Here is a 22,106-nt window from a genome sequence, read left to right on the forward strand (position 1 = left end):
TTCACTAAACCTCCCCTCCGAGCACAGATAACATTGGCGCGAATTTTATATTTGTTTCTTCATATTCAGATTGCGGGTCGGATTCTTTAACTACTCCACATCCAGCAAACAAAGTAGCCTTTGTTTTTTGTTTGATTAGTGCGGACCTAATCGCAACAGCAAACTCACCATTTTGATAGGCGTCCACCCACCCAATCGGAGCCCCGTACCAACCACGATCCAACTCTTCATAATTTCTGATAAACTCCAGTGATTTACCTTGTGGAAAACCACCTAGTGCAGGAGTTGGATGCAATTTTTTAACAACTTGAAACAGCGTAAAGTCGTTTTTTAATTTAGCCTTAACGGGTGTATACAAATGTTGCAGGTTTTTAAGTGGATAAAGAACTGGTTGTTCCGGTACTTCAATCTGTTCACAGTACTCTAAAACCGCGTCTTTTATCATTTTCACTACAAAGTCATGTTCTTCACGATTTTTTGTGTCGTTTAATAATTGTCTACCAATTTGTTTGTCTTCTTCATTTGTCTTTCCTCGAGGTGCTGTCCCGGCGAGACAAGTTGACAGTAACTGTTGGTGATCAACTTTGACCAGTCTTTCTGGTGAAGCCCCAAGGAAACAGTCTTGCCCATTTTCAAATGCAAAAATATAACTATTCGTTTGTATCCTCATTAAGTCTCGCAAGATAGCACCTATGTTAACTGGACTATCGAACGTTACGTTCATTTCTCTAGCTAGAACTATTTTTGATGCGTAACCTACTTTAATCTCATTCGTTGCCTTTGACACTAGTTTCTTCCAAGAATCTGGATTCACTTCATGTTTTGATAGTATCTTTGTATTATTTCGGTTAAGCATATCAGAATTGCCTTTAAATAACAGCGATTTTTTGTTCATGAAATCATGGTGTAATTGGCCGGCGTGATCCTCGGGTCTCACCAATACATTAACTGTCAAATAACTAAAGCCATTATAGTTTGTCAACAAAAAAGAAGGAACGCGAAACATGCTATCCGCATAATGTTCCCATAAGTCTGTTTTTCTTTTCTTAGGATCAAAAGAAAAGCCACCAAACACAATTGGTCCAGTTCCAGCTGTTTGGAATGGATTAAAAGTAAGCGTATTATCCAACATAAGTTTCCAGGATTGCTCGATGGAATCAAATCTTCGCTCGTTACTAACTAATGTGTAGGCTTCACCTATCCCAGCAATACAAAATTCATCTGTAGTGCTAGTCCAAAAAATTCTATTCACGTCTATTGTTTGTCCATTTTCAAAAAACAAAACTGGATCAATCTTTTCAACAGAATATGTGAAACTTAAAAGTTGAGGTTTCTTCTTTTGCTTTGCAACAGCTATTGCATGGTTGAGAGCTTCTTCGAGTCCTTTAACTTCTGTTTGAATCATTAAAAACCCTCCAATATAATAGGAGCTTCACTCCAAAAACACGCGAAAAAAGACTAAAAATAGCCTTTCTTGCTCTACTTAAAGAATAAACTTATTTTTATTATAAACGAAAACAATACAAAACAGTAAAAAATGCTCATGTAACTCTGCTTCCTGAATAAAGCAGCTTAATTTTTTTGGTATTAGCGTTATATTCCGTACACCATTTTATTAGCTTTTACTGGGTTTCTCAACAATTCCCATTAATTCCTATGAAATATATCGCTTAGATAATTGACACTAATCAAGTCATTCCATAAACTTAATTATGAAATTAGTCGCTTTTCACTGTCAAAATAGAAGCGTTTATTCGGTCTTAACCACCAAACTGATTTGAAGTTTGACTTTATTAAGGAGAAGATATAAATGCAATCACTAGAAAAAAAAGATTTTAGTAGCGCCTTGAACGAAAAAGAGGGGTTTCATGTATGGTGGAGGTTACTTAGACCACACACCTTAACTGCATCCTTCATCCCTGTCTTTGTTGGAACAATGTTAGCAATCAATCAAGAGTCGCTTCACTTTTTATTATTCTTAGCTATGTTACTTGCATCTATTTTGATTCAAGCGGCGACAAATATGTTCAATGAGTACTATGATTTCAAGCGGGGTCTTGATAATGAACAATCTGTTGGAATTGGAGGAACGATTGTAAGGGATGGTATTGCGCCTCAAACAGTGTTAACCCTTGCACTATCCTTTTTCGGAGTAGCTATGCTATTAGGTGTTTATATTTGCTCAGAAACCAATTGGTGGCTCGCTCTTATTGGAATCGTGTGTATGCTTTGCGGTTATTTATACACAGGAGGACCTGTTCCAATTGCCTATACACCATTTGGTGAAGTTTTCGCAGGATTTTTTATGGGAGCAATGATCATTGTCATTAGTTATTTTATTCAGACAAATGAAACACCGAGTGAAGTTTGGTTAGTATCTATTCCGATTTCAATTTTTATCGGTACTATTCTTTTGTCTAATAACATTCGTGACTTAGAAGGAGATAAGATAAATGGCAGGAAAACACTCGCTATTCTTTTTGGACATGACAATGCCGTCCGTCTCTTAGCAGGTAGTTTCATCACAAGTTATGTTATCACGCTCCTATTAATTTTGCTCGGTTTATTACCTATTTGGTCACTAATTAGTTTTCTTAGCGGCAAAAAAGCAATCGATGCTGTACAAGCATTTAAAGGAAAAAAGACAAATATAGAAATGATGCCAGGAATGAAAGCTACTGCTCAAACGAACACGATTTACGGATTTCTACTTGGGATTTCTTTATTGTTACATCTAATCATCCCTTTTTCTTTCTAATCAATTATTTTTTTTACTAACCAGAAAACCATACAGAGGAGCGATTCGATGGACTTCTCCAACACGCTAATGGAAGCATTAGAAATGAAAATTCTTGTTCTTGAAAAAGACTTGGTCAAAATAAAGATGCCAGTAAATGAAAAGACGAAACAGCCAATGGGTTTTTTGCACGGTGGTGCTAGTGTAGCACTTGCAGAGACAGCTGCAAGTATAGGTGGAATGTTAAATGTTGAGCCACATTCACAACAAATTGTAGGTATCGAAATAAATTGCAATCATATAAAGAGTAAAAAAGATGGTTTTATTATCGGGAAAGCAACACCTATTCATAAAGGCAAAACGACAATGGTTTGGGAAATCAAATTGACCGATGAAGACGACGACTTAATTGCTATCTCAAGGTGTACCATTGGAATAATCAATAAAAGCCACTAGAGACCCCGAGATGCTAGGTGCCCGGAGCTAGACAGCTCTTGGATCTTTTTATACTTTCTTTTCTTTTAAAAAAGGCTTTAGTAAAGGATCGTTATCGACCTTTTGACTAAAGCCTTTTTCCATAAGTGAACCTTTTCTTACCACCTTTAACTAGGGGGGAATTTATTGACCTAGGAAGTAAACGTTATTCGTTTCTTTTCCAACCACGGTCTTAATTTGGCAAATAACGGGATGAAAAGCGCACTGACTATAATACCTTTAAGAAGATTAAACGGTAGGATACCAGCGATCACTGATGCCCATTTCACTGATGGGATTGCCATTTCTTCCAATCCCATCAACCAACTGTATGCAGGTAAGATCACAAGATAGTTCAACACACTCATACCTACCGCCATCACGATTGTACCAGTAATTAAACCTGACAACAGGCTCTTAACACCCTTTAGTTTATGGTAAAAAATAGCAACAGGTACTACAAATAGAGAACCCGCAAGGAAATTTGCAACTACTCCGACAGGGTCACCAGCACCAGTATATATCAAATACAAGCTATTTTTAATTGCTTCCACTATAACTCCAGCAATCGGAGTAAATAACAAGGCTGCAATGAGTGCCGGTACTTCACTGAAATCAATCTTTAGGTAAGGTGGTAGAAATGGTAAAGGGAAATTCAAAAACATTAACACCATTGAAATTGTACCTAATAGAGCAAAAATAATTAATTTTAATAATTTAGAAGATTGCATATCTTCTCCTCCTCCATCTATCGATTCTAATCTTTTGATGAAGGGAGAGTATCTCCTGCAACACAAAAACCCTAACGCACACAAGGGCATTAGGGTTATAATTTACAACAGGAAATAAAAGGTGAATGATAAAGATATCAACCTTTTTCTCTCAAGTTATCTTCTCCCATCCAGACTTTACTGTCGGTCCCGGAGTTTCACCAGGTCAACCACAACGTAGCATACGATGCGGGTCACGGACTAAGAATGCTAATGCATTCATCACCGTCGGTCGGGAATTTCACCCTGCCCCGAAGATAGAATCGATATTTTTTTGTATTTGTATTATACACTAGACATAGTTGTTTGTGAAGCCATAACAACAATTAATCATCTAATGGATTTAAGCTTTCCGTTCCACTTAAGGTTTCAATCATCGTAACAAGTAACTCTATTTCTTCAGAAATATCTTTTATGCTTGCCGTCTCAACAGGTGAATGCATATACCTAAGAGGCAATGAAACCAAACTTACTGGAACACCGTTACCTGTTAGCCTCATGCGGTCTGCATCTGTCCCTGTGTTTCGTGAAGTTAACTCATATTGAACATTCATTTTTAGTTTTTTCGCGGTTTGTTCTAATAGCCTATTCATTTTTATGTTAATCGGTGCCCCTTTTGCGAGAACAGGTCCTCCTTCTAACCGGACATCGCCATATTTGTTTTTGTTCACACCGGGGTAGTCTGTGGCAAATGTAACATCACAGGCAATTGCCATTGTCGGGTTAATACCAGCTGCAGCGAAATAAGCTCCCCCCATATTTGTTTCCTCATTTACTGTGCTTGCTGCATAGACCCCAACATTTATTGATTTTTGCGACAATTGCCGTAAAACTTCCGCAACAATAAACGCACCAGTTCGATTATCTAACCCCCTACCCGCAATATAACGGTCCATCAAAATTTCCGGGTATCGCTTGTAGACTGCCAAATCCCCTATTTGCACGAAATCTTCTATCTCCTTTTTGGATTGTGCACCACAATCAATAAATAAATCTTCTAAACCAAAGTCATTTTTAATTCCGCCATGGTGTTGAGCATTAACACCTATTACACCGGTAATTTTTTTATTAAAACCAAGTACCTCTACTTTCATCCCGATAGCAGCTTTCGGATTAATTCCTCCCATTTTATCAAAATACAAATAGCCTTGATCATCAATCCGGTTAATAACTAGTGCTATCTCGTCACAGTGCCCTGCTAACAGGACTTTAAAAGGAGCGTCTTTATTAATTACACCAATTGCATTTCCGGCATTGTCTGTTATTATTTCTTCAGCAAATGTTTGCACATAGTTAATCCACGTTTTTTGAATAGTCATTTCCATACTCGAAGGTGATGGTGTTTTTAATAATTGCATTAAAAAATCTTGATTGGTTAGTTTCATAATGTATGCCTCCTTTATCTAACTAATATCATACCAAAAATCAATTCTAATCGTATAACATCTGATTTTATCAACACTTATTTGTCTATACTAGGAACAAAAGCGCAGATTTTAGTTTTCTTACTATAATTAATAACAAAAAGGTGAATAACAATGATGTATCGTTTTAAATACTATTATTTTCGCATCCCAATACTACTCCGTTTGCTACTGACTGTTATGATCTTAATGATTAGTTTTGGTTTAATTATCCACATGATTGAGCCCAACCAATTTCCGTCAGTTTTTGATGGTGTTTGGTGGGCATTTGTTACAGGTTCAACAGTAGGTTACGGAGATTATGTACCGTCTAGCACTACAGGGAAGGTGTTAACGATCCTATTAATTTTATCTGGTGGTGGAGTAGTAACCTTCTATATGGCAACGATATCAGCAAAAACGGTCAAGTTTGAGAATAGTTTATCCAAAGGAGAAATTACCTATAAGGGGAAGAATCACATAGTCTTAATTGGGTGGAATCAACGAACGAAGCAACTGATACAAATGTTTTCAGATAAACAGATAAAAAAAGCTGTCGTCTTAATCGATAAGACATTGACTGCATTACCAGAGAATAACCTCGATATCCATTTCATTAGAGGAGATTCTACTGAGGATGACATTTTGCAAAAAGCTAATATTAGTAAAGCATGCTCTGCCATAATTACTTCTGACCCGACAAAGGTCGAAAATCAGGCTGATCAACAGAGTATCCTTTCCACAGTTGCAATTAGAGGTAATAGCCCATCAATTACGATTATCACTGAAATTTTAACAGAAGAGCAGAAAACAAATGCGTTAAGAGCTGGGGCTAATACAATTGTTAGGTCAAACGACTTCATGAGTACATTGTTCTTTCAGGAACTCTTCAGGGATACAGATGTCCACCATTTTGATATTCTCTTGCAAGTGTTATCAAGCCAACAATTCAAAAAAATCAATGTCCCTAACGAAATAATCGGTACAACATTTTTACAATGCTTGGATTACTTTATTCAAACAGAACAATTATTGATAGGAATCATTAAAAAAGGAGAGTTACTTGTAAACCCTCCTTTTACAACTGTTTTAGATAAACAGGATGAATTAATTGTATTAACTTCGCTAGAACAATAACTGTTCCACTTGTTCAATTAAACGTTTGCCTTTTTCCACATATTTTTGTGGAACATCAGCATCAGAATCTATCGGCGATTGGAATTGGTTAACAGACCCTTGGAAAACACCATTATCTGCGTGGTCTTCTACATCTGGTTGGTATTTGTGGGTTAGAACGTAAGGCTGCCCTAATCTCACAATCGCACCAGGTGCATCCAAGGACCCCTCTTCCGTTTTAAACGGGATTCGAATGAACTGATATCCTTCATCATCAGCCATTTTATAGTCAATGGAGCCTTCATTGTAATCCCAGCTCCCACCAACAACATAGCCTAATGGCTTAAGCTGCTTCTCTAACTCATATAAGGGAAAAACACGATTTTCTAATTGCGACTGAACTGGAACCATAAAGTAAAACTCCTTTTTTATTGTACTTTTCCCCAATAAAAAATAAGTATGCCACCTATTATGTCGAATCCAAATAAATCGAAAAAAAGCTTAGCACTAAAAACGTGCTAAGCTTTTTTTAAACAGATAAGACAGCATAAAAAATCCAAAGGCTGTCTAGCTCGAGCGCCTCGGGGTCTACCAAGGCTCCCTGCGCTTTTGTTCTAGTCACAGTCTTATAGAAGCAGTCGCCTATTACAAACGTTTTTCTAGCGTCTGTTTCTCTTCTTCAAAACCTGGTTTTCCTAATAAAGCAAACATATTTTTCTTATACGCTTCTACACCAGGTTGGTCAAATGGATTAACACCTAATAAGTATCCACTAATTGCACATGCTTTTTCAAAGAAATAAACGACATAGCCAAACGTAAATGCATCTAACTTAGGTAGGTGAACAATTAAATTAGGAACTTGTCCATCTGTATGAGCTAGCATCGTGCCTTGATAAGCCTTCTCATTAACAAAATCAATTGTTTTCCCAGCCAAATAATTTAATCCATCTAAATCTTGGTCTTCTTTTTCTAAAGTTATATTTGATTTTGGCTCTTCCACATGTAGTACTGTCTCAAATATGTCTCTACGACCTTCTTGAACATATTGGCCAAGGGAATGCAAATCAGTAGAAAAGTTTGCAGAGGAAGGATAAATCCCTTTATAGTCTTTTCCTTCACTCTCGCCAAATAACTGTTTCCACCACTCAGCAAAATACTGCAATGCAGGCTCATAATTAATAAGCATTTCAATTGTTTTTCCTTTATTGTAAAGAATGTTTCGTACTGCAGCATATTGATAAGCAGGATTGTTTGCTAAATCTTCTTCAGCAAAATCAACTTGGGCTCGCTTCGCTCCTTGCATCATCACGTCAATATCCACACCGCTCACAGCAATAGGAAGTAAACCAACAGCAGTTAACACAGAATAGCGGCCACCAACATCATCAGGAATAACAAAACTTTCATATCCTTCTTCGTTAGCTAACGTTTTCAAGGCACCTTTTGCTTTATCCGTTGTCGCATATATCCGACCCTTTGCTTCCTCTACCCCATACTTCTCTTCAAGGAATTTACGGAAAATACGGAATGCAATTGCCGGTTCTGTTGTCGTACCACTCTTAGAAATAACGTTAACAGAAACATCCTTATCCTTTAGTACATCAAATAAATCATTCATATAAGTCGAGCTAATATTATTACCAACAAACAGCACTTGTGGTGTCTTTCTTTGATCAGAAGGTAAAATATTGTAAAACGAATGATTTAACATTTCAATAGCAGCCCTAGCCCCTAAATAAGAACCACCAATACCAATCACAAGCAGGACGTCGGTATCCGCTTTAATTTTTTCAGCAGACTTTTTGATTCGGTCAAATTCCTCTTTATCATAATCTTCTGGAAGATTGACCCAGCCTAAAAAATCACTTCCTGCGCCAGTGTTGTTATGTATTGCTTGATGCGCTAGTTTTACTGGTTCTTTCATGTAGTCTAGCTCATGTTCACCAAAAAATGCTAACGCTTTTTCATATTCAAATCGAACGTGAGTCATAATCAATTCCCCTCCATTAAAGTATCACTATTAATGTAACCCAATTCAATCAAAGAAATCAAGTGAACAACTGAACGAACTCACACTATTCATGTACACACAATACGCACAAATGCCTATGAATGGTGGATTTTCAAATAGATTTAACGAAATGAATATTTTTTATTTATGAAAAAAAATCTCCCCAAACTTGGGAAGATTTTTATTTTAGCTTCTATTTTAGCTTCTATAGATGCTTTCACGATTTTCAGATTGCTTTATCCACTCGTCGAGTTTATCCTTAAGTGTATTAAACCCAGCCTCATTGCTGCTTTGTTGTTGAACTGGCTGTTTTTGGTTATTACGTGGACGCTTTGGCTTTGGTGCTTCTTGTTGTTGTGGTGGTTCTTGGGTTGCACGAATGGATAAAGAATATTTGTTTTTATTTTCATCAACAGACAATACTTTTACTTGAACCACATCGCCTACTGAAAGAAACTCATTAATATCCGTTACAAAACCATGTGTCACTTCTGAAATATGAACTAATCCTTGAATTTCATCATTAAGCGCTACAAACGCACCATATGGTTGAATTCCAGTTACTTTTCCTTCTAATACTTGACCTTCGGTAATCTTTTCTACCATGTTAAACAACTCCCAGATATTTTGTTTTATTAGCTAAAAAGCTTCCATTACCCTATCTATTTTGTTAGGCTAATTAACTTTCCATTATACGCAATTATTAATTTTAACATAACTACTTAATATTAGGCAAAAGAAAGAATAATCAATAAACATTTTCCCTCTAAAAGTTTAATGAAAAATCAAAAAAGCGAGAAGTCGCTCCTTGGTAGACTAGCAGGCATTATCACTGGATGTTACCCACTTTTGCATTTACTTTTATCTTTTCAAAAAAAATGTTTAAACTAGGACGAAATTGGTTATACCTATTAACGTAAGACTTTCTCGTATTCCCCCTGTAAAAAGCAAAGCAATTGGCTTTGCTTTTTTTTTGTAAAATAAGAAAGTATAAAAAATGCAAGTGCTGTCTAGCTCCGGGCACCCTGAGCTATTCTTATTTAAATGCTCTCTTAACTCAAGAATAAGAACATATCAATTGTGATAAGCTACAACTTACAGGATTTTAGGAGGGGTCTTTAATGGAACACGTGGAAAATAAATGGATGATATACAAAGGAAGCAATATTTGTTATCAACAATTCCTAACAAACCAAAACAAACCATTTCTTATATTCCTCCACGGTTTTTTATCTTGTCAGTTTAGTTTTAGAAAAATGATTCCACACTTAAAACAACATTTTAATATATACACCCTTGATATCCCACCATTTGGTATGAGTGATCGGAAGACTAGTTTTGAATATTCTTACCAAAATATGGCTGATCTCGTCATTGAATTTATGAACTATCACTCGATAGATAAAGCGCATCTTGCTGGTCACTCAATGGGTGGACAAGTAGCGTTACGATGTGCTTACGGTCATGGGAATAGAGTTAAAAGTCTAATACTGCTTTCCCCCTCCAGTTACCTTGTAAAAGCAGATCGCCTAAGTTATCTTCTTAGTCTTTTTCCACTATTCCCAAAAATACTTAGACGATTACTAAAAAGAAAGGGTGTTTTCGAGATGCTAAGGCAAAGTCTATCTAATGAATCACTGATAACCAATCATATGCTGAAGCAATACAAACAACCATTTCTAGATCGCAAAATTTATTTGTGTATGACAAAAATGATCAGAGACCGGGAAGGGGACTTATCTCCGTCCATGTTACGTAATATAGAAACGAAAACATTATTGTTTTGGGGAAAACAAGATGAAATTATTCCCATTTCAACAGGATACCAACTGTTAAAAGACTTACCCTCTGCTTCATTTATTTCATTTAATAATGCTGGTCATTTACTACCAGAAGAAACTCCAAACCAAATTTGTGAGTGGATGCTTTATCACTTGTTAAAGACTAAATAGTTTTCCGTTTTACTGATGTTTTCTATAATAGAATGAGTAAGTGGAGAGGGGTTTTGTTGTGGGTTCATTTAAGAAAGAGATAAATCGTCGAGGTACAAACTCAGTAAAATGGGATCTAGCATCCTCTATTTATGGTTCAAGCGAGGTACTACCAATGTGGGTTGCTGATATGGATTTCGAGACACCTTTTACTGTTAAAGAGGCGCTTACGGAACGGGCAGAACACGGGATTTTTGGTTATACCTACACAGATACCTCCGTTCATAGTTCGATAATTGATTGGATTACACGGAGGCATCGGTGGGAAATAAAGGCTTCTTGGTTAGTTTATAGTCCAGGGGTGATTCCGACGCTTCACGCAGCGATTGAAGCCCTTACCCGTCCTAATGATCGTGTACTAATCCAAACACCCGTGTATCCTCCATTCTATGATGTAATAAAAAAGCACGACCGAACTTTAGTTACAAATCCGCTCATGTTAAAAGATAACCAGTATAGTATTGATTTTGATGATTTTGCTGAAAAAATTAAACATGTAAGTTTATTTATCTTATGTAATCCTCATAATCCTGTTGGCAGGGTATGGACAGAAGAAGAATTACGGAAAATGGCAGAGTTATGTATCGCCAATCATGTAACCATTATTTCTGATGAAATCCATGCTGATTTAATTTATCATAATAATAAACATATTCCAATCGGGGCTTTATCAAACGAAATTAATCATCAAACAGTAACATGTATGTCACCAACGAAAACATTTAACCTTGCTGGCTTACAAGCATCATTTGCCTTTACACCTAATAAGCAATTACGTGACAATTTGAAAAAGCAATTTGAAAAACATGGAATTAACTATTTAAATACGATGGGCCTTGTTGCTATGCAAGTTGCCTACCAAACCGGTGAACAATGGTTAAATGAGCTAATAAATATACTTGAAGAAAACAAAACTATCGTTACGAACGCATTAGCAAATGTGGAAGAAATTAACGTTATTGAACCACAAGGAACATATTTGATTTGGATGGACTGTAGAAATATGGGATTAGACCACGAACAATTAAAAAAATTCATGATTGAACAAGCTAAACTGGGATTAAACGATGGCATAACATTTGGTCAAGAAGGGGAAGGATTTATGAGGCTGAATATCGCCTGTCCACCTGACACAGTTAAAAACGGAATGAAAAGACTCTTAACCGCATTAGGAAAATAATCGAAGAGGTAGTGCCCCATAATAGGTGCACTACCTCTTTTTGTATTATTCTTCTTCTTCATTTGATTGGGTAGGGTCTGTTGGTGACTGTGAATTATTTGACTCTGATAATGAAATGGTACCACAAGCCACTCTTTGTCCCGATTCACCAGCAGGTTGACTAGCACCATCATCCTGTTTCTCATGAATAACTAAAGAGCTACCATCATTTTTTAATAGGGAATTTTTACCTTCTAACAGTGTTGCGCCATTAACGGTTAAATCAACTTCTGCAGTACCATCTGCTCCGACCTCTATATTAGGTAAATCACCTAAATGTGCACCCTTAGGATGCATCAACCCATGCTCTTTTCCTTGTGGATTCAAGTGATTACCAGCTGATTTAAAATCAGGACCTTCACATTTTGGAAACTCATGAACATGAATGCCATGTAAACCTGGTTCTAGCCCCTCTACCGATGCTTTCATCTTTACGCCATCCACTTGCTCAGATAGCGTCGCAGTTCCGATAGAATCACCATCTGCATTGTACATGTCAATTTGAATTGGGGAACGCTCCTGAGCACTACACGAAACGATAAAAAGAAGGTTTGCCAATACAACGAGGATGAATTTTTTCATGATCATCTTCTCCCTTCCACATACTATACCAGTAGTATGTCCAAAAGGTATTATTTAAATGTGGAGCTACTTAGGCGACATATATCTTTCATGCATATAGTTTTTGAATAATTTTAATCATCATAACTGTTCGTCAACAAAAAAATAATCGGACAATTGATTTGGCAAAATCCAACCCTTGTCCGACTCCTAGGAAACGCTTCTATGTCTTTTTTCTCAAAATAAGAAAAACTACCTCAACGACTGCATCCCTATTTTTCACCTTGGTGGTTTAAAGTTCGTATTGGTTTTATTATATTTTGCTTCTGTCTGCTCTGCTTCTTTCTTAGAACTACGTTGGAATAAATACATGGTAACAATAGAACCAATTACGAATAAGCTTAAACTAATCACAGCTGGAATATATTCGGACTTGTCGTCCGGAAAATATAAAAAATCCATCATTCTAATCACTTCCTTCTTGTACAATTATAACAAAAAAAGTTGGAAAACTTGTATAAAAACATACTATTTGGCATGATTATAGCAAGGAGGGTACACCCATGGACAATGCAAAAATTGGTCAAATCGTTAAAGCACATTATAAATCAGGGACATACATCGGAGAGGTGATGGAAGATCGCGGTAAAAACTATCTTGTGAAAGTTCTAGCAGTGGTAAAACACCCGTTGCAAGGTGATATCCACAATTACGGCCAAACAGAGGATGTATTTTTTCATCAAAGAAAAGCTTTAAGCTATCAAGAAAAGATGAATGTATCAAAATCTGCCGTTCATCCCTTTGAAGAGGAAATCCCAAGTTATATTGATTCATTGAAGGAAGCAGTTGAAGTACTTGAAAACAAATTATTAAAACAAGAGTCTAAATTCAATCAACAGGCATTAGCAAACTTAAGCCAATTAAAAGAACAGTACTTTCGATAAACTGTATATCTAACAGATAGTAACACATTTGAGTTCAAATTAATAAATTCTGTCGATGAAGCCCCTAGTTATCAACACATTTGAGTTTAGATTAATAAATTCTGTTGATGAGGGCCCCAATCATCGACAGAATTAAGTTCAGATTAATAAAAAGTGTCGATGAAGCCCCCAATTATCGACAGATTTGAGTTCAGCTTAATGAAAAGTGTCGTTTTTGTTTTTACACATATAAAATATTTGCATTCGGACTCGGTTAAGTGATTTTTCCTTATCCAATGAGTTTGAGCTCCAGGCACAGTCGCACCGTTCCAATCATGTCAGAAAAAATTCACTAGGGCGTATTTTGATCTACTGCGACATTACTAGTAACAAAAATCAAATTGTGAATACAACAGCTTTATGAGCCTGGAACTCTTAAGTTTTTATTTTTAGTCTTTTTCGGATAAAATTTATTGGTGATTTTTGGTGCTTGTTCAAATAACAGCATTCCAATAAAGGCAATAATAATGACATAAATTCCACCAAAGATTTTTAACGTTCCTGTCGCAACACTTGCTATTACGACGGAAAACTCACCTCTAGCACACAAAGACAACCCAGCTCTGAGCGAAACCTTTTTAGAGAGCCCATACCACCTTCCACCAATAATACCAACTAAAACCTTACTAATAAGAGACCATACAATAAGTGAAGCTAATAACACCGGCAAAGGAAGGCCATTCCCAAATTCAATTGTAGTCCCAAAATATACAAAAAAAGTTGGGAGCATTAAATCACGAACCGGTATAACCGTATGTTCCACGCGTTCAATTCTACCTATTTCAGCTAACATCATCCCCGCTAAAAACGCCCCTAACACCTCTGATAGTCCTAAGTATAATGCCAGTCCACCAAATGAAATAGCAACTCCAATTAATAGAGCTATTTTAAAATCCTCGTCAGCAATTTTATCAAGTAAAGTATCTGCATATTTCAAAGTAACTTTTCCAAGAAAAATCGCTACCGCAACGAGAGTAACAATTTTGCCAGCAATAAGTAGCACATCTGTCATTTGAAACGAACCGCTGACATTAATCCCAATGATGATAGCAATTAGAATCGGAGCAATTAAATCCTCAAAAATTAAAATAGCAAGAATATACTCTGTTTCTGTATTAGCCATCCGACTACGATCATCAAGTAACTTAGCAGTAATCGATGAGCTTGTTGCATACGTGATTGAACCGATAACAAAAGAACTAAAAAGATCCAAACCAAACCCAACAGAAATGAGCATCGACATCCCAAGGCATAAAAACACATCTAATAGTCCAGCTGGCCACACCTTTTTGGCAATCGAGCCCAACCTACTTATACTAAATTCTAAACCTAAAATAAAAAACAACAACACAATTCCAATTTCGCTAGCAAAATGTAATAACTTGTTATCACTCAGCCAATCCCCAATCATAACACCAAAGAGGATGTACAAAATAACACTCGGAAAATTAATTTTTAAACTTAAAAAACCTAAATAAAAAATACCGAGCAAGACTAACCCTGTGCCGAGCAAGGTCGGAAATTCACTGAACAAAATAGGATCATTCCTCTCCTTTACATAGCGATTCTAAAGCGGCAATTTGCTCCTTTTTACCAATTGACATTAATACGTCACCAGGAATCAACTTCCTACTGACATCCGGAATGGCTATCATTTCATCACCTTGAACAATTCCAATTACTGTTGCTCCTGTCTTATTTCTGATTTCTGAGTCCTCTAACGATTTATTTGCAAGTGTGGATTTGTCAGTAAGTGTTATATAATCGATAACTATTTGCTTTTTAAACATTTTCAATTGATCTGCATGGACAGGTTGATAGGTGGCCCCTAACAATTGGGCACCTAGTTCTCTTGTTTCATCTGCCGTTAAATCCATAGCAAAATCTGCCTCATCATTATCGGCATCTTCAAAAAAATACAACTCTCGTTTCCCAGTGTGATGGACAATGACAACCAACATACTGTCCTCAGCTGTTTTCAAGGAAATCTTTTGCCCAATCCCCGGTAATTGTGATACGGATACATGCATAACATGCAACACCTCTATTTAGTATAAATTTAATACATTCATGAAAAAATTTTCAAAAAACATAAAAAGCTAGAAAACTTATTAGCTTTCTAGCTTTTTTTATTGTCAGGAAATTATAAAATACGATTGATGTGGGTCATGTAAAGTCAGTGACAACCACTTATCGCTCTATTTACTCACCTAGATGTGCTTTAATTACTTCTTCTATCCCTTGGAGTGCTTGCTCCTCATCTGTTCCCTCAACTGTGACTGTGATTTCAGCACCTTTAGGTACACCTAAAGACATGACACCCATTATTGACTTCAAATTAACCGCTTTCCCATTATAGTGAACCTCAATATGTGATTCATATTGTCCAGCCTTATTAACAAGCAATGTAGCAGGTCGTGCATGAATTCCAGTTTCATCAGTAATAGCGAATTTCTTTTCTCTCATTTTAATAAATCCTCCCTTTTCAAATCCAAACAGTTATGTCGATATCATGTATCGAATAATGGTATATCCAAGATATGTGAAATAACTAACTAATTATAATTATATACGAAATAGTGACAAGGTGAAACAAAAAAGAAAGCACTTTTAAAGAATTTTATCCCTCTTATTATTATAATTTCAACAAAATATATACGCCTTGACAATTTGTATTCATCTCTTGGTTATGATACTTTTAGTTTAAATAAAAACCTATAAGGAGGTTAAAGTGAAGATGAGTGTTCATATTGGCGCAAAAAAAGGCGATGTTGCTGACAAAATATTATTACCGGGAGATCCACTAAGAGCTAAATATATTGCAGAAACGTTTCTCGAAAATGTATTTTGTTATAATGAAGTTCGAGGAATGTATGGTTACACAGGTACATATAAAGGAGAAAAGATTTCTGTTCAAGGGACTGGGATGGGTATACCTTCCGTTTCTATCTATGTTAATGAATTGATCCAAAGTTACGATGTTCAAAAACTTATACGTGTCGGTACATGTGGTGCACTGCAACAAGATGTAAAGGTTAGAGATGTAATTTTAGCATCTACATCAACCACAGATTCACAAATGAATCGAATGGTTTTTGGTGGCATTGATTATGCGCCACCGGCAGATTTTAACCTATTAAAAACAGCCTATGACACCGGGGTTGAAAAGGGGTTAAATTTAAAAGTTGGGAATGTATTTACTAGCGATAGCTTTTATCGTGACAACGGTAAAGAATTATTTGAACTGCTAGCCCGGTACAACGTGTTAGCAGTCGAAATGGAAACAACAGCTCTTTACACATTAGCAGCGAAATATAATAGACGAGCATTATCTGTCTTGACTGTTTCAGACCACGTACTTACTGGTGAAGAAACAAGTGCCGAAGAAAGACAAACAACATTTAATGACATGATTGAAGTCGCCCTAGAAACTTCGATTAAATAAGAAAAGCGCAAGCGCCTTGCTTGGATGTTTTTATCTTTTAAGAAAAACAAGGAATTAAGATGCGGAATAGACCTCTCTGTATTTTCTTAAACTTTTTTATAAAGAGCTCTTCTCGTTTCAGGTAAAAAACTGTTTGTTCATACAAACAGTTTTTTTGTTTTCCCGAACAACAAGGATGCACCTATCCTTTTGCTTTTCATATGTTAAAGAAGAAAGGAGTGTAACAAATGTATCAACAACATAATCATTTCCCCTACTATTCTCTAAACCGGGCTCCGAGCTTTCCCGAAGTAGACACCAGTTTATTTCAGCAGTCTGCAAGTAAATCACATACATTAATTAGTCAAGCAAATAAAATTGTTGAGAAAATAACTAGCTCTAACTCATTCGCCTTTTCCGTTATGGATGCAGCACAAAAATCGGAAACAAATAAAGTCAAACAACTACTCAAAGAAATAGGAATTGACCAGACTGTTGATGTTATCTATAATCCAGATGGAATTAAAATCACCATACAAACGAATGAACAAAATCAAGCGAAGGTATCACTATCTCTGCGGTGGAGGTAAGTTTACTAATTTATAGCAATTTTTTGCCTATTCCTTTCTCAACTATGATATAATTCAATAAAATTTGTCTTCACATCAATTGTGCAAGAAACTTGTTGTCAGAAAGGATGTATTTGGTTTGGGTTTATTTTCTAATTTTCCACTTTGGGCTGCACTAATTGGTATCCTATTTGCCCAGTTAGTTAAAATTCCTATCGCGTTTATTGCCACAAAAGAGTTTAAACCTGGACTAGCCTTTAGTACAGGTGGGATGCCTAGTAGTCATTCTGCAGCGGTAGCCGCAGTTACCACAGGTATCGGAATAGAACATGGTGTTTCATCCGGTATATTTGCTGTTTCTGCAATTTTTAGTATCATTATTATGTTTGATGCATCAGGTGTTAGAAGACAGGCTGGAGAACAAGCTGTTCTATTAAACATGTTAGTAAAAGATTTTCATTACTTTATTGAAGAAGCAAAGGTTTGGTCAAAAAAAGGAGAATATCAAAAACGTAAGGAGTTAAAGGAGTTACTTGGTCATGAACCAATTGAAGTCTTTTTTGGTGGTTTAACAGGTGTGCTGATCGCCTTTTTAATTTTTCCATTATTTAATTAAATGAGTTTTTCCGATCAAAAATCTAAAGACCAATAGGCTAGGCGATTTGAGTAGACAGTAACTATTTCCGAAAATTTAACCCTAAGAAAAGCGCCCGGAGCTAGACAGCTTTTGGATTTTTTTATACTTTCATTTCATTTTAAAAAAACCATCGATTCGTTTTTAACAACGAGTGATGGTTTTTTGATTATTATTTATATTGTTCTCTGAACACTTGAAGTGCCTCTGTTTCATTTAAATCAGTAAGTACCTCTTCCGTCAGCTTACCGTTTCCTTTTTTAATAACATATACCTCTAATTGCTTTTTGCCCCATTCTTGATAAACATCTTCTACAGTCGGGAAATATAAATCGATTTTACGCCCATTTATCGCAGAACCTTTATCAGCTACAACACCGTAACCATAGCCCGGTATAAACAAAATCGTACCAAGCGGAAAGACATCTAAATCGGCAGCAATCGTAGAATATAAATCCCTTTTCACCTTAACACCCGAATAGGTAATCCCATATTCAGGGTGATCAGTTGTCTTTCCAGTTGATTCTATCCCTGCTGTATAACCTGTTGCCGTAACCATTTCCTTTGGGTATTGTTCGAAATCGACAACTTCCTCGATTGTTTCAGGTTTATCAACTTTTCGGCTAGCGATATAGGTTGCTTTGGCTTCTTCAGGATATAAAGCCTTTTTGAACGATTTAACCTGCTTTAATGGTAAGTCATTATTAGAAAATACAAGTTGACTTTCTTTCCCAAAATAACTATTTTTTACATCTACTGCCGAAACATTAGAAACTGATGTTACTGTCGTATATAACGCTCCAAGAAACAATAGGGTAATAAAAAATCTTCGCAAAACTGAATAAGTTCTCATAATAAATGACAACACCTCTCTGGGTGTCATCTTGTCCATTATGTAGCGAAATTATACATGGTTAAAACATTCTATATCCGTTTTTCCTTAACATACGAATAACAAAGCCTGAAGTAAGTGTCCCGATAAAACCAAACAGAAGGATAAAGACATCCATTGTAGTCAAAATGAAAAATTTATTCCATACTGAACTAATCGAAGTTATAGGATCACTAAAATAGTTGGATACAGGAAAATCGTCGACAATTAATAGCACGATAATTGGATAAACAAAGGACATAATCCATGTTTTCCTTAACAACATATTAAGTATAAAAGATATGCCAAAAAACAGAACGAAAAACAATACGATTGATACAATAAACTGCAGCATCTACTTTCTCCCTTTTAAATGTCTTCTAAATCATACTCCATTCTAGTATGAGGATAAAAAAAGCGCAAGTGTTCTAACGAAAAGGAACATAACAAAAAGCAAAGAGATGTTGCATCTTTGCTTTTTGTTCACCTAAAAGATCAGAGTGTCTTAGTCTCTTTTCTTTTAAACTTTAGAAAATGTCGAATTTGCCTTTTTTAAGGACGAGTCCAATTCCACCAATTTTATATAGGGCACGATTGTCAATCACTTTTTTCATAAAGGCTGCTGTCCAACCGAAAATTTTCTTATCACCGAGAATGACTCCAATTGCGTCCCCATGCCCCAAAGAAGCAACTGTACCCATATTATTAAATGCAAATTCATGGATTTCACCGCCACCACTAATTAGGGTAGACAAATTATGCGCACAAACATCTGCTTCCTGCATAGCAATTTGAGCAGTTGGTGGATAAGGTCTTTCTGTTTCCTTATTCCAAATTAGTGCACAATCACCCACAACGAACACATTGTCATGGGAAGGCGCTCGTAAATCTGGCTTAACTTCTACTTTTCCACGGTTATGTTCAAGGCCTGATTTTTCAACAAGACTATTTGCTCGAACACCAGCAGCCCAAATCGTTGTTAGAGTAGGAATTTCTTCTTTTTCCCCGTCTTTTTCTATTACAATTCCCTCAGGTGTACATTCTTTTAACATTGCACCAACCTTGAATTCTACCCCTCTAGCCTCCAACGAATTTAAAGCATACTCAACTAATTGTGGATCAAAACCAGGCAATATCGTTGGTGCTGCTTCAACGCAAATAATGCGAACCAACTTTGGATCGATGTCATATTCCTTGCAAAGCTCTGGAACTCGGTTTGCTAATTCACCCAAAAACTCGATACCGGTAAATCCAGCACCACCGACGACAATATTTAATCGTTCTTGTTTCTTTTCTTGTTCATTGTTATACAGGGCAAAATTATATTCGATATGCTGCCTAATCAATCGTGATTGATTAATATTTCCTATGGTAAAGGCATTTTCAAGCAAACCGGGAATACCAAAGGTTGCTGCTTCAAATCCTAATGCAACTACTAAGTAATCGTAATATAACTCGCCGTTCTCTAAAATCACCTTATTATCGTCCGGTTTAATTTCTGTCACCGTATCTTGGATAAAGTTTACTTTTCCGGTATCTATTACATCTTTTATTCTGAACCTGCTTCTGTCATGGTGCAATGTCCCCGCTGCATTTTCATGCAACCATGTAGATTCGTAATGGTAATCATTTTTATTTACCAATGTAATGTGTGCATCATTTACGCCTAGTCTTTTCTGCAGTTTCACCGTTGTAGTGAGTCCACCATAACCAGCACCAAGAATTACTATTTTTGGTTTATTCATTTTTATCACTTCCAATTAGTTTTATAATTTATAAGCCTTAAATTTGATAACTTAAAATAAGAGCATAAAAACTTCGTGATGTTTTTCACGTAAAACAATAGACTTAACTCGTGTAATGATATTTGACCTACATGACATATCTTAGATGTTTTTTTGACAATTTTCAACCCTTTTCGGTGTTTTGTAAATATTCTAAATATTAGATGAATTGTTATATTAAAACTGTTAGTTTCAACTATTAGGAAAAGTTATGATAAAATAGGAACGTTGTTAGATGATAAAGGCTTTACGTTTTGTCTAACAATAAGGAGTTATTACTAAACATTTTATATTAAATATAGAATCTAAATATAGGGGGAATTATTATGTCAGATCAGATATACGATATTACCATTATAGGCGCTGGTCCAGTTGGCTTGTTCACTGCATTTTATGGTGGATTAAGGGACGCTAGTGTCAAAATAATCGAAAGCTTGCCACAAATTGGCGGTCAATTAAGTGCCCTATATCCAGAAAAATACATTTATGATATTGCTGGATTCCCAAAAATTCGTGCCCAGGAGCTCGTCGATAACCTTAAAGAACAATCAGATATGTTTAAACCAACTATCGTTTTAAATGAGTCTGTAGAATCCATTGAGCGTATCGATGAGTCAACCTTAAAATTAACTACGAATGGTACAACCCATTTGACGAAGGCGGTTATCATTACTGCTGGTAATGGTGCATTTGAACCTAGGAAATTAGCAGTTGAAGGCGCTTCAACCTTTGAAGACAAGAACCTTCACTATTTTGTTTCAGATATGAATCAATTCAAAGATAAAAAAGTTGTCTTATTTGGTGGTGGAGATTCAGCAGTAGACTGGGCAATGATGCTTGAACCGATTGCTAAAGAAGTTACACTTGTTCACCGTCGGGACAAATTTAGAGCTCACGAACACAGTGTTAACAATTTGATGAATTCAACTGTAAATATTATGACTCCTTTTGTACCAGAAGAATTAATTGGCTCTGGTAAAATTGACCAAGTAAAATTAAAAGAAGTAAAAGGAGAAAGAGAAGTCGTGGTTGACGCGGATGCTGTATTAGTAAACTACGGATTTATTTCTTCTTTAGGACCGATCAAAAATTGGGGATTAGAAATTGAAAAAAATAGCATTGTTGTCAATTCTAAAATGGAGACTAACATTCCAGGCATTTATGCTGCTGGTGATATATGTACGTATCCAGGTAAAGTAAACCTGATTGCTTCTGGATTTGGCGAAGGACCAACAGCAATTAATAATGCCAAAGCATTTATTGACCCAGCAGCAAGAGTACAACCAAAACATTCAACAAGCATGTTTGAATAAGAAAAGCGAAAGCGCCTTGGTCACCCCTGAAAAGCGTAAGACAAGCCTCGTAATGGCGGTCTTTGCCATGTAGAGGATTGACTTACGACTCGAGGGGGTAGGCGCTGTAGCTAGACAAATAAGAAAAGCGAAAGCGCCTTGGTCACCCCTGAAAAGCGTAAGACAAGCCTCGTAATGGCGGTCTTTGCCATGTAGAGGATTGACTTACGACTCGAGGGGGTAGGCGCTGTAGCTAGACAAATAA

General features: G+C 36.2%; 24 protein-coding genes and 1 riboswitch. Of the genes, 10 read left to right on the plus strand and 14 right to left on the minus strand.

The genetic code is table 11. The features are described from left to right. Positions 1–4 precede the first annotated feature (4 nt). Positions 5–1,405: an isochorismate synthase gene (locus tag NC799_RS15480; RefSeq protein WP_272447346.1), complete on the minus strand. Its 1,401-nt coding sequence runs from the start codon at positions 1,403–1,405 to the stop codon at positions 5–7. 405 nt (positions 1,406–1,810) lie between these two features. Between NC799_RS15480 and NC799_RS15485 the strand changes: the two genes are divergently transcribed. Both NC799_RS15485 and NC799_RS15490 read left to right on the plus strand, forming a co-directional pair. Then, positions 1,811–2,758, plus strand: a complete 948-nt coding sequence (locus tag NC799_RS15485; RefSeq protein ID WP_272447347.1) for a 1,4-dihydroxy-2-naphthoate polyprenyltransferase — start codon at positions 1,811–1,813, stop codon at positions 2,756–2,758. A 48-nt stretch (positions 2,759–2,806) separates the two neighbouring features. Further along, entirely contained in the window at positions 2,807–3,193 is a 387-nt protein-coding gene (locus NC799_RS15490; RefSeq protein ID WP_272447348.1) for a PaaI family thioesterase, read from the plus strand. A gap of 170 nt (positions 3,194–3,363) precedes the next feature. On the opposite strand, the gene NC799_RS15495 is transcribed toward NC799_RS15490, so the two are convergent. Both NC799_RS15495 and NC799_RS15500 read right to left on the minus strand, forming a co-directional pair. After that, positions 3,364–3,942 (minus strand): ECF transporter S component, encoded by a 579-nt coding sequence (locus NC799_RS15495; protein WP_272447349.1) that lies wholly within the window; start codon positions 3,940–3,942, stop codon positions 3,364–3,366. A 154-nt stretch (positions 3,943–4,096) separates the two neighbouring features. Then, positions 4,097–4,244: riboswitch (FMN riboswitch) on the minus strand. Between the two features lie 63 nt (positions 4,245–4,307). Then, positions 4,308–5,366: a M20/M25/M40 family metallo-hydrolase gene (locus tag NC799_RS15500; RefSeq protein WP_272447350.1), complete on the minus strand. Its 1,059-nt coding sequence runs from the start codon at positions 5,364–5,366 to the stop codon at positions 4,308–4,310. Positions 5,367–5,519: 153 nt separating this feature from the next. Between NC799_RS15500 and NC799_RS15505 the strand changes: the two genes are divergently transcribed. Continuing rightward, positions 5,520–6,521 (plus strand): potassium channel family protein, encoded by a 1,002-nt coding sequence (locus NC799_RS15505; RefSeq protein WP_272447351.1) that lies wholly within the window; start codon positions 5,520–5,522, stop codon positions 6,519–6,521. Here NC799_RS15505 and NC799_RS15510 read toward each other — a convergent pair. From NC799_RS15510 to yugI, 3 genes are all read right to left on the minus strand, one after another. Next, positions 6,510–6,911: a YugN-like family protein gene (locus NC799_RS15510; protein ID WP_272447352.1), complete on the minus strand. Its 402-nt coding sequence runs from the start codon at positions 6,909–6,911 to the stop codon at positions 6,510–6,512. The genes NC799_RS15505 and NC799_RS15510 overlap by 12 nt on opposite strands. A gap of 234 nt (positions 6,912–7,145) precedes the next feature. Then, positions 7,146–8,492, minus strand: coding sequence for a glucose-6-phosphate isomerase (locus tag NC799_RS15515; protein ID WP_272447353.1), 1,347 nt, complete (start codon positions 8,490–8,492; stop codon positions 7,146–7,148). Between the two features lie 219 nt (positions 8,493–8,711). Beyond that, on the minus strand, positions 8,712–9,119 hold the full coding sequence (gene yugI, locus NC799_RS15520; protein ID WP_272447354.1) for a S1 domain-containing post-transcriptional regulator GSP13: 408 nt from the start codon (positions 9,117–9,119) through the stop codon (positions 8,712–8,714). 515 nt (positions 9,120–9,634) lie between these two features. Between yugI and NC799_RS15525 the strand changes: the two genes are divergently transcribed. Next, on the plus strand, positions 9,635–10,465 hold the full coding sequence (locus NC799_RS15525) for an alpha/beta fold hydrolase (RefSeq protein ID WP_272447355.1): 831 nt from the start codon (positions 9,635–9,637) through the stop codon (positions 10,463–10,465). Between the two features lie 58 nt (positions 10,466–10,523). Continuing rightward, entirely contained in the window at positions 10,524–11,684 is a 1,161-nt protein-coding gene (locus tag NC799_RS15530) for a MalY/PatB family protein (protein ID WP_272447356.1), read from the plus strand. A 45-nt stretch (positions 11,685–11,729) separates the two neighbouring features. On the opposite strand, the gene NC799_RS15535 is transcribed toward NC799_RS15530, so the two are convergent. Next, positions 11,730–12,305, minus strand: coding sequence for a superoxide dismutase family protein (locus NC799_RS15535; RefSeq protein WP_272447357.1), 576 nt, complete (start codon positions 12,303–12,305; stop codon positions 11,730–11,732). Between the two features lie 258 nt (positions 12,306–12,563). Further along, the gene (locus NC799_RS15540) at positions 12,564–12,749 is read right to left on the minus strand and encodes a hypothetical protein (RefSeq protein WP_272447358.1); all 186 of its coding nucleotides are present in this window, start codon (positions 12,747–12,749) and stop codon (positions 12,564–12,566) included. Between the two features lie 98 nt (positions 12,750–12,847). On the opposite strand from NC799_RS15540, the gene kapB reads away from it, so the two are divergent. Then, positions 12,848–13,228 (plus strand): kinase-associated lipoprotein KapB, encoded by a 381-nt coding sequence (gene kapB, locus NC799_RS15545; RefSeq protein WP_272447359.1) that lies wholly within the window; start codon positions 12,848–12,850, stop codon positions 13,226–13,228. Positions 13,229–13,625: 397 nt separating this feature from the next. Here the strand turns inward: kapB and NC799_RS15550 are convergent, their stop codons facing one another. The 3 genes from NC799_RS15550 to NC799_RS15560 form a co-directional block, all read right to left on the minus strand. Further along, the gene (locus NC799_RS15550) at positions 13,626–14,801 is read right to left on the minus strand and encodes a cation:proton antiporter (RefSeq protein ID WP_272447360.1); all 1,176 of its coding nucleotides are present in this window, start codon (positions 14,799–14,801) and stop codon (positions 13,626–13,628) included. Between the two features lie 7 nt (positions 14,802–14,808). Continuing rightward, positions 14,809–15,297, minus strand: a complete 489-nt coding sequence (locus tag NC799_RS15555) for a cation:proton antiporter regulatory subunit (RefSeq protein ID WP_272447361.1) — start codon at positions 15,295–15,297, stop codon at positions 14,809–14,811. 172 nt (positions 15,298–15,469) lie between these two features. Then, the gene (locus NC799_RS15560) at positions 15,470–15,733 is read right to left on the minus strand and encodes a phosphocarrier protein HPr (protein WP_272447362.1); all 264 of its coding nucleotides are present in this window, start codon (positions 15,731–15,733) and stop codon (positions 15,470–15,472) included. 271 nt (positions 15,734–16,004) lie between these two features. Here NC799_RS15560 and deoD point away from each other — a divergent pair, with 271 nt between their 5' ends. The 3 genes from deoD to NC799_RS15575 all read left to right on the plus strand — a co-directional run bounded on the left by deoD (position 16,005) and on the right by NC799_RS15575 (position 17,876). Beyond that, entirely contained in the window at positions 16,005–16,712 is a 708-nt protein-coding gene (deoD, locus tag NC799_RS15565) for a purine-nucleoside phosphorylase (protein WP_272447363.1), read from the plus strand. 227 nt (positions 16,713–16,939) lie between these two features. Then, the gene (locus tag NC799_RS15570) at positions 16,940–17,281 is read left to right on the plus strand and encodes a YuzC family spore coat inner layer protein (RefSeq protein WP_272447364.1); all 342 of its coding nucleotides are present in this window, start codon (positions 16,940–16,942) and stop codon (positions 17,279–17,281) included. 118 nt (positions 17,282–17,399) lie between these two features. After that, on the plus strand, positions 17,400–17,876 hold the full coding sequence (locus NC799_RS15575; RefSeq protein ID WP_272447365.1) for a divergent PAP2 family protein: 477 nt from the start codon (positions 17,400–17,402) through the stop codon (positions 17,874–17,876). Between the two features lie 190 nt (positions 17,877–18,066). On the opposite strand, the gene NC799_RS15580 is transcribed toward NC799_RS15575, so the two are convergent. From NC799_RS15580 to NC799_RS15590, 3 genes are all read right to left on the minus strand, one after another. Next, on the minus strand, positions 18,067–18,750 hold the full coding sequence (locus tag NC799_RS15580) for a 3D domain-containing protein (protein ID WP_272447372.1): 684 nt from the start codon (positions 18,748–18,750) through the stop codon (positions 18,067–18,069). 58 nt (positions 18,751–18,808) lie between these two features. After that, a complete protein-coding gene (locus NC799_RS15585; RefSeq protein ID WP_272447366.1) occupies positions 18,809–19,120 on the minus strand; it encodes a YuiB family protein in 312 nt (103 codons plus the stop codon). A gap of 172 nt (positions 19,121–19,292) precedes the next feature. Continuing rightward, a complete protein-coding gene (locus tag NC799_RS15590) occupies positions 19,293–20,510 on the minus strand; it encodes an NAD(P)/FAD-dependent oxidoreductase (protein WP_272447367.1) in 1,218 nt (405 codons plus the stop codon). A 365-nt stretch (positions 20,511–20,875) separates the two neighbouring features. Here NC799_RS15590 and NC799_RS15595 point away from each other — a divergent pair, with 365 nt between their 5' ends. Continuing rightward, a complete protein-coding gene (locus NC799_RS15595) occupies positions 20,876–21,862 on the plus strand; it encodes an NAD(P)/FAD-dependent oxidoreductase (protein ID WP_272447368.1) in 987 nt (328 codons plus the stop codon). Positions 21,863–22,106 lie beyond the last annotated feature (244 nt).

The sequence above is a fragment of the Aquibacillus salsiterrae genome, from assembly GCF_028416595.1.
In the GTDB taxonomy this organism is placed as follows: domain Bacteria; phylum Bacillota; class Bacilli; order Bacillales; family Amphibacillaceae; genus Aquibacillus_A; species Aquibacillus_A salsiterrae.

Bases quoted from the DNA above. Each gene is read 5' to 3' on its own strand.
- NC799_RS15480 (WP_272447346.1), bottom strand. From the start codon at position 1,405: ATGATTCAAACAGAAGTTAAAGGACTCGAAGAAGCTCTCAACCATGCA.
- NC799_RS15485 (WP_272447347.1), top strand. From the start codon at position 1,811: ATGCAATCACTAGAAAAAAAAGATTTTAGTAGCGCCTTGAACGAAAAA.
- NC799_RS15490 (WP_272447348.1), top strand. From the start codon at position 2,807: ATGGACTTCTCCAACACGCTAATGGAAGCATTAGAAATGAAAATTCTT.
- NC799_RS15495 (WP_272447349.1), bottom strand. From the start codon at position 3,942: ATGCAATCTTCTAAATTATTAAAATTAATTATTTTTGCTCTATTAGGT.
- NC799_RS15500 (WP_272447350.1), bottom strand. From the start codon at position 5,366: ATGAAACTAACCAATCAAGATTTTTTAATGCAATTATTAAAAACACCA.
- NC799_RS15505 (WP_272447351.1), top strand. From the start codon at position 5,520: ATGATGTATCGTTTTAAATACTATTATTTTCGCATCCCAATACTACTC.
- NC799_RS15510 (WP_272447352.1), bottom strand. From the start codon at position 6,911: ATGGTTCCAGTTCAGTCGCAATTAGAAAATCGTGTTTTTCCCTTATAT.
- NC799_RS15515 (WP_272447353.1), bottom strand. From the start codon at position 8,492: ATGACTCACGTTCGATTTGAATATGAAAAAGCGTTAGCATTTTTTGGT.
- yugI (WP_272447354.1), bottom strand. From the start codon at position 9,119: ATGGTAGAAAAGATTACCGAAGGTCAAGTATTAGAAGGAAAAGTAACT.
- NC799_RS15525 (WP_272447355.1), top strand. From the start codon at position 9,635: ATGGAACACGTGGAAAATAAATGGATGATATACAAAGGAAGCAATATT.
- NC799_RS15535 (WP_272447357.1), bottom strand. From the start codon at position 12,305: ATGAAAAAATTCATCCTCGTTGTATTGGCAAACCTTCTTTTTATCGTT.
- NC799_RS15540 (WP_272447358.1), bottom strand. From the start codon at position 12,749: ATGATGGATTTTTTATATTTTCCGGACGACAAGTCCGAATATATTCCA.
- kapB (WP_272447359.1), top strand. From the start codon at position 12,848: ATGGACAATGCAAAAATTGGTCAAATCGTTAAAGCACATTATAAATCA.
- NC799_RS15555 (WP_272447361.1), bottom strand. From the start codon at position 15,297: ATGCATGTATCCGTATCACAATTACCGGGGATTGGGCAAAAGATTTCC.
- NC799_RS15560 (WP_272447362.1), bottom strand. From the start codon at position 15,733: ATGAGAGAAAAGAAATTCGCTATTACTGATGAAACTGGAATTCATGCA.
- deoD (WP_272447363.1), top strand. From the start codon at position 16,005: ATGAGTGTTCATATTGGCGCAAAAAAAGGCGATGTTGCTGACAAAATA.
- NC799_RS15570 (WP_272447364.1), top strand. From the start codon at position 16,940: ATGTATCAACAACATAATCATTTCCCCTACTATTCTCTAAACCGGGCT.
- NC799_RS15585 (WP_272447366.1), bottom strand. From the start codon at position 19,120: ATGCTGCAGTTTATTGTATCAATCGTATTGTTTTTCGTTCTGTTTTTT.
- NC799_RS15590 (WP_272447367.1), bottom strand. From the start codon at position 20,510: ATGAATAAACCAAAAATAGTAATTCTTGGTGCTGGTTATGGTGGACTC.
- NC799_RS15595 (WP_272447368.1), top strand. From the start codon at position 20,876: ATGTCAGATCAGATATACGATATTACCATTATAGGCGCTGGTCCAGTT.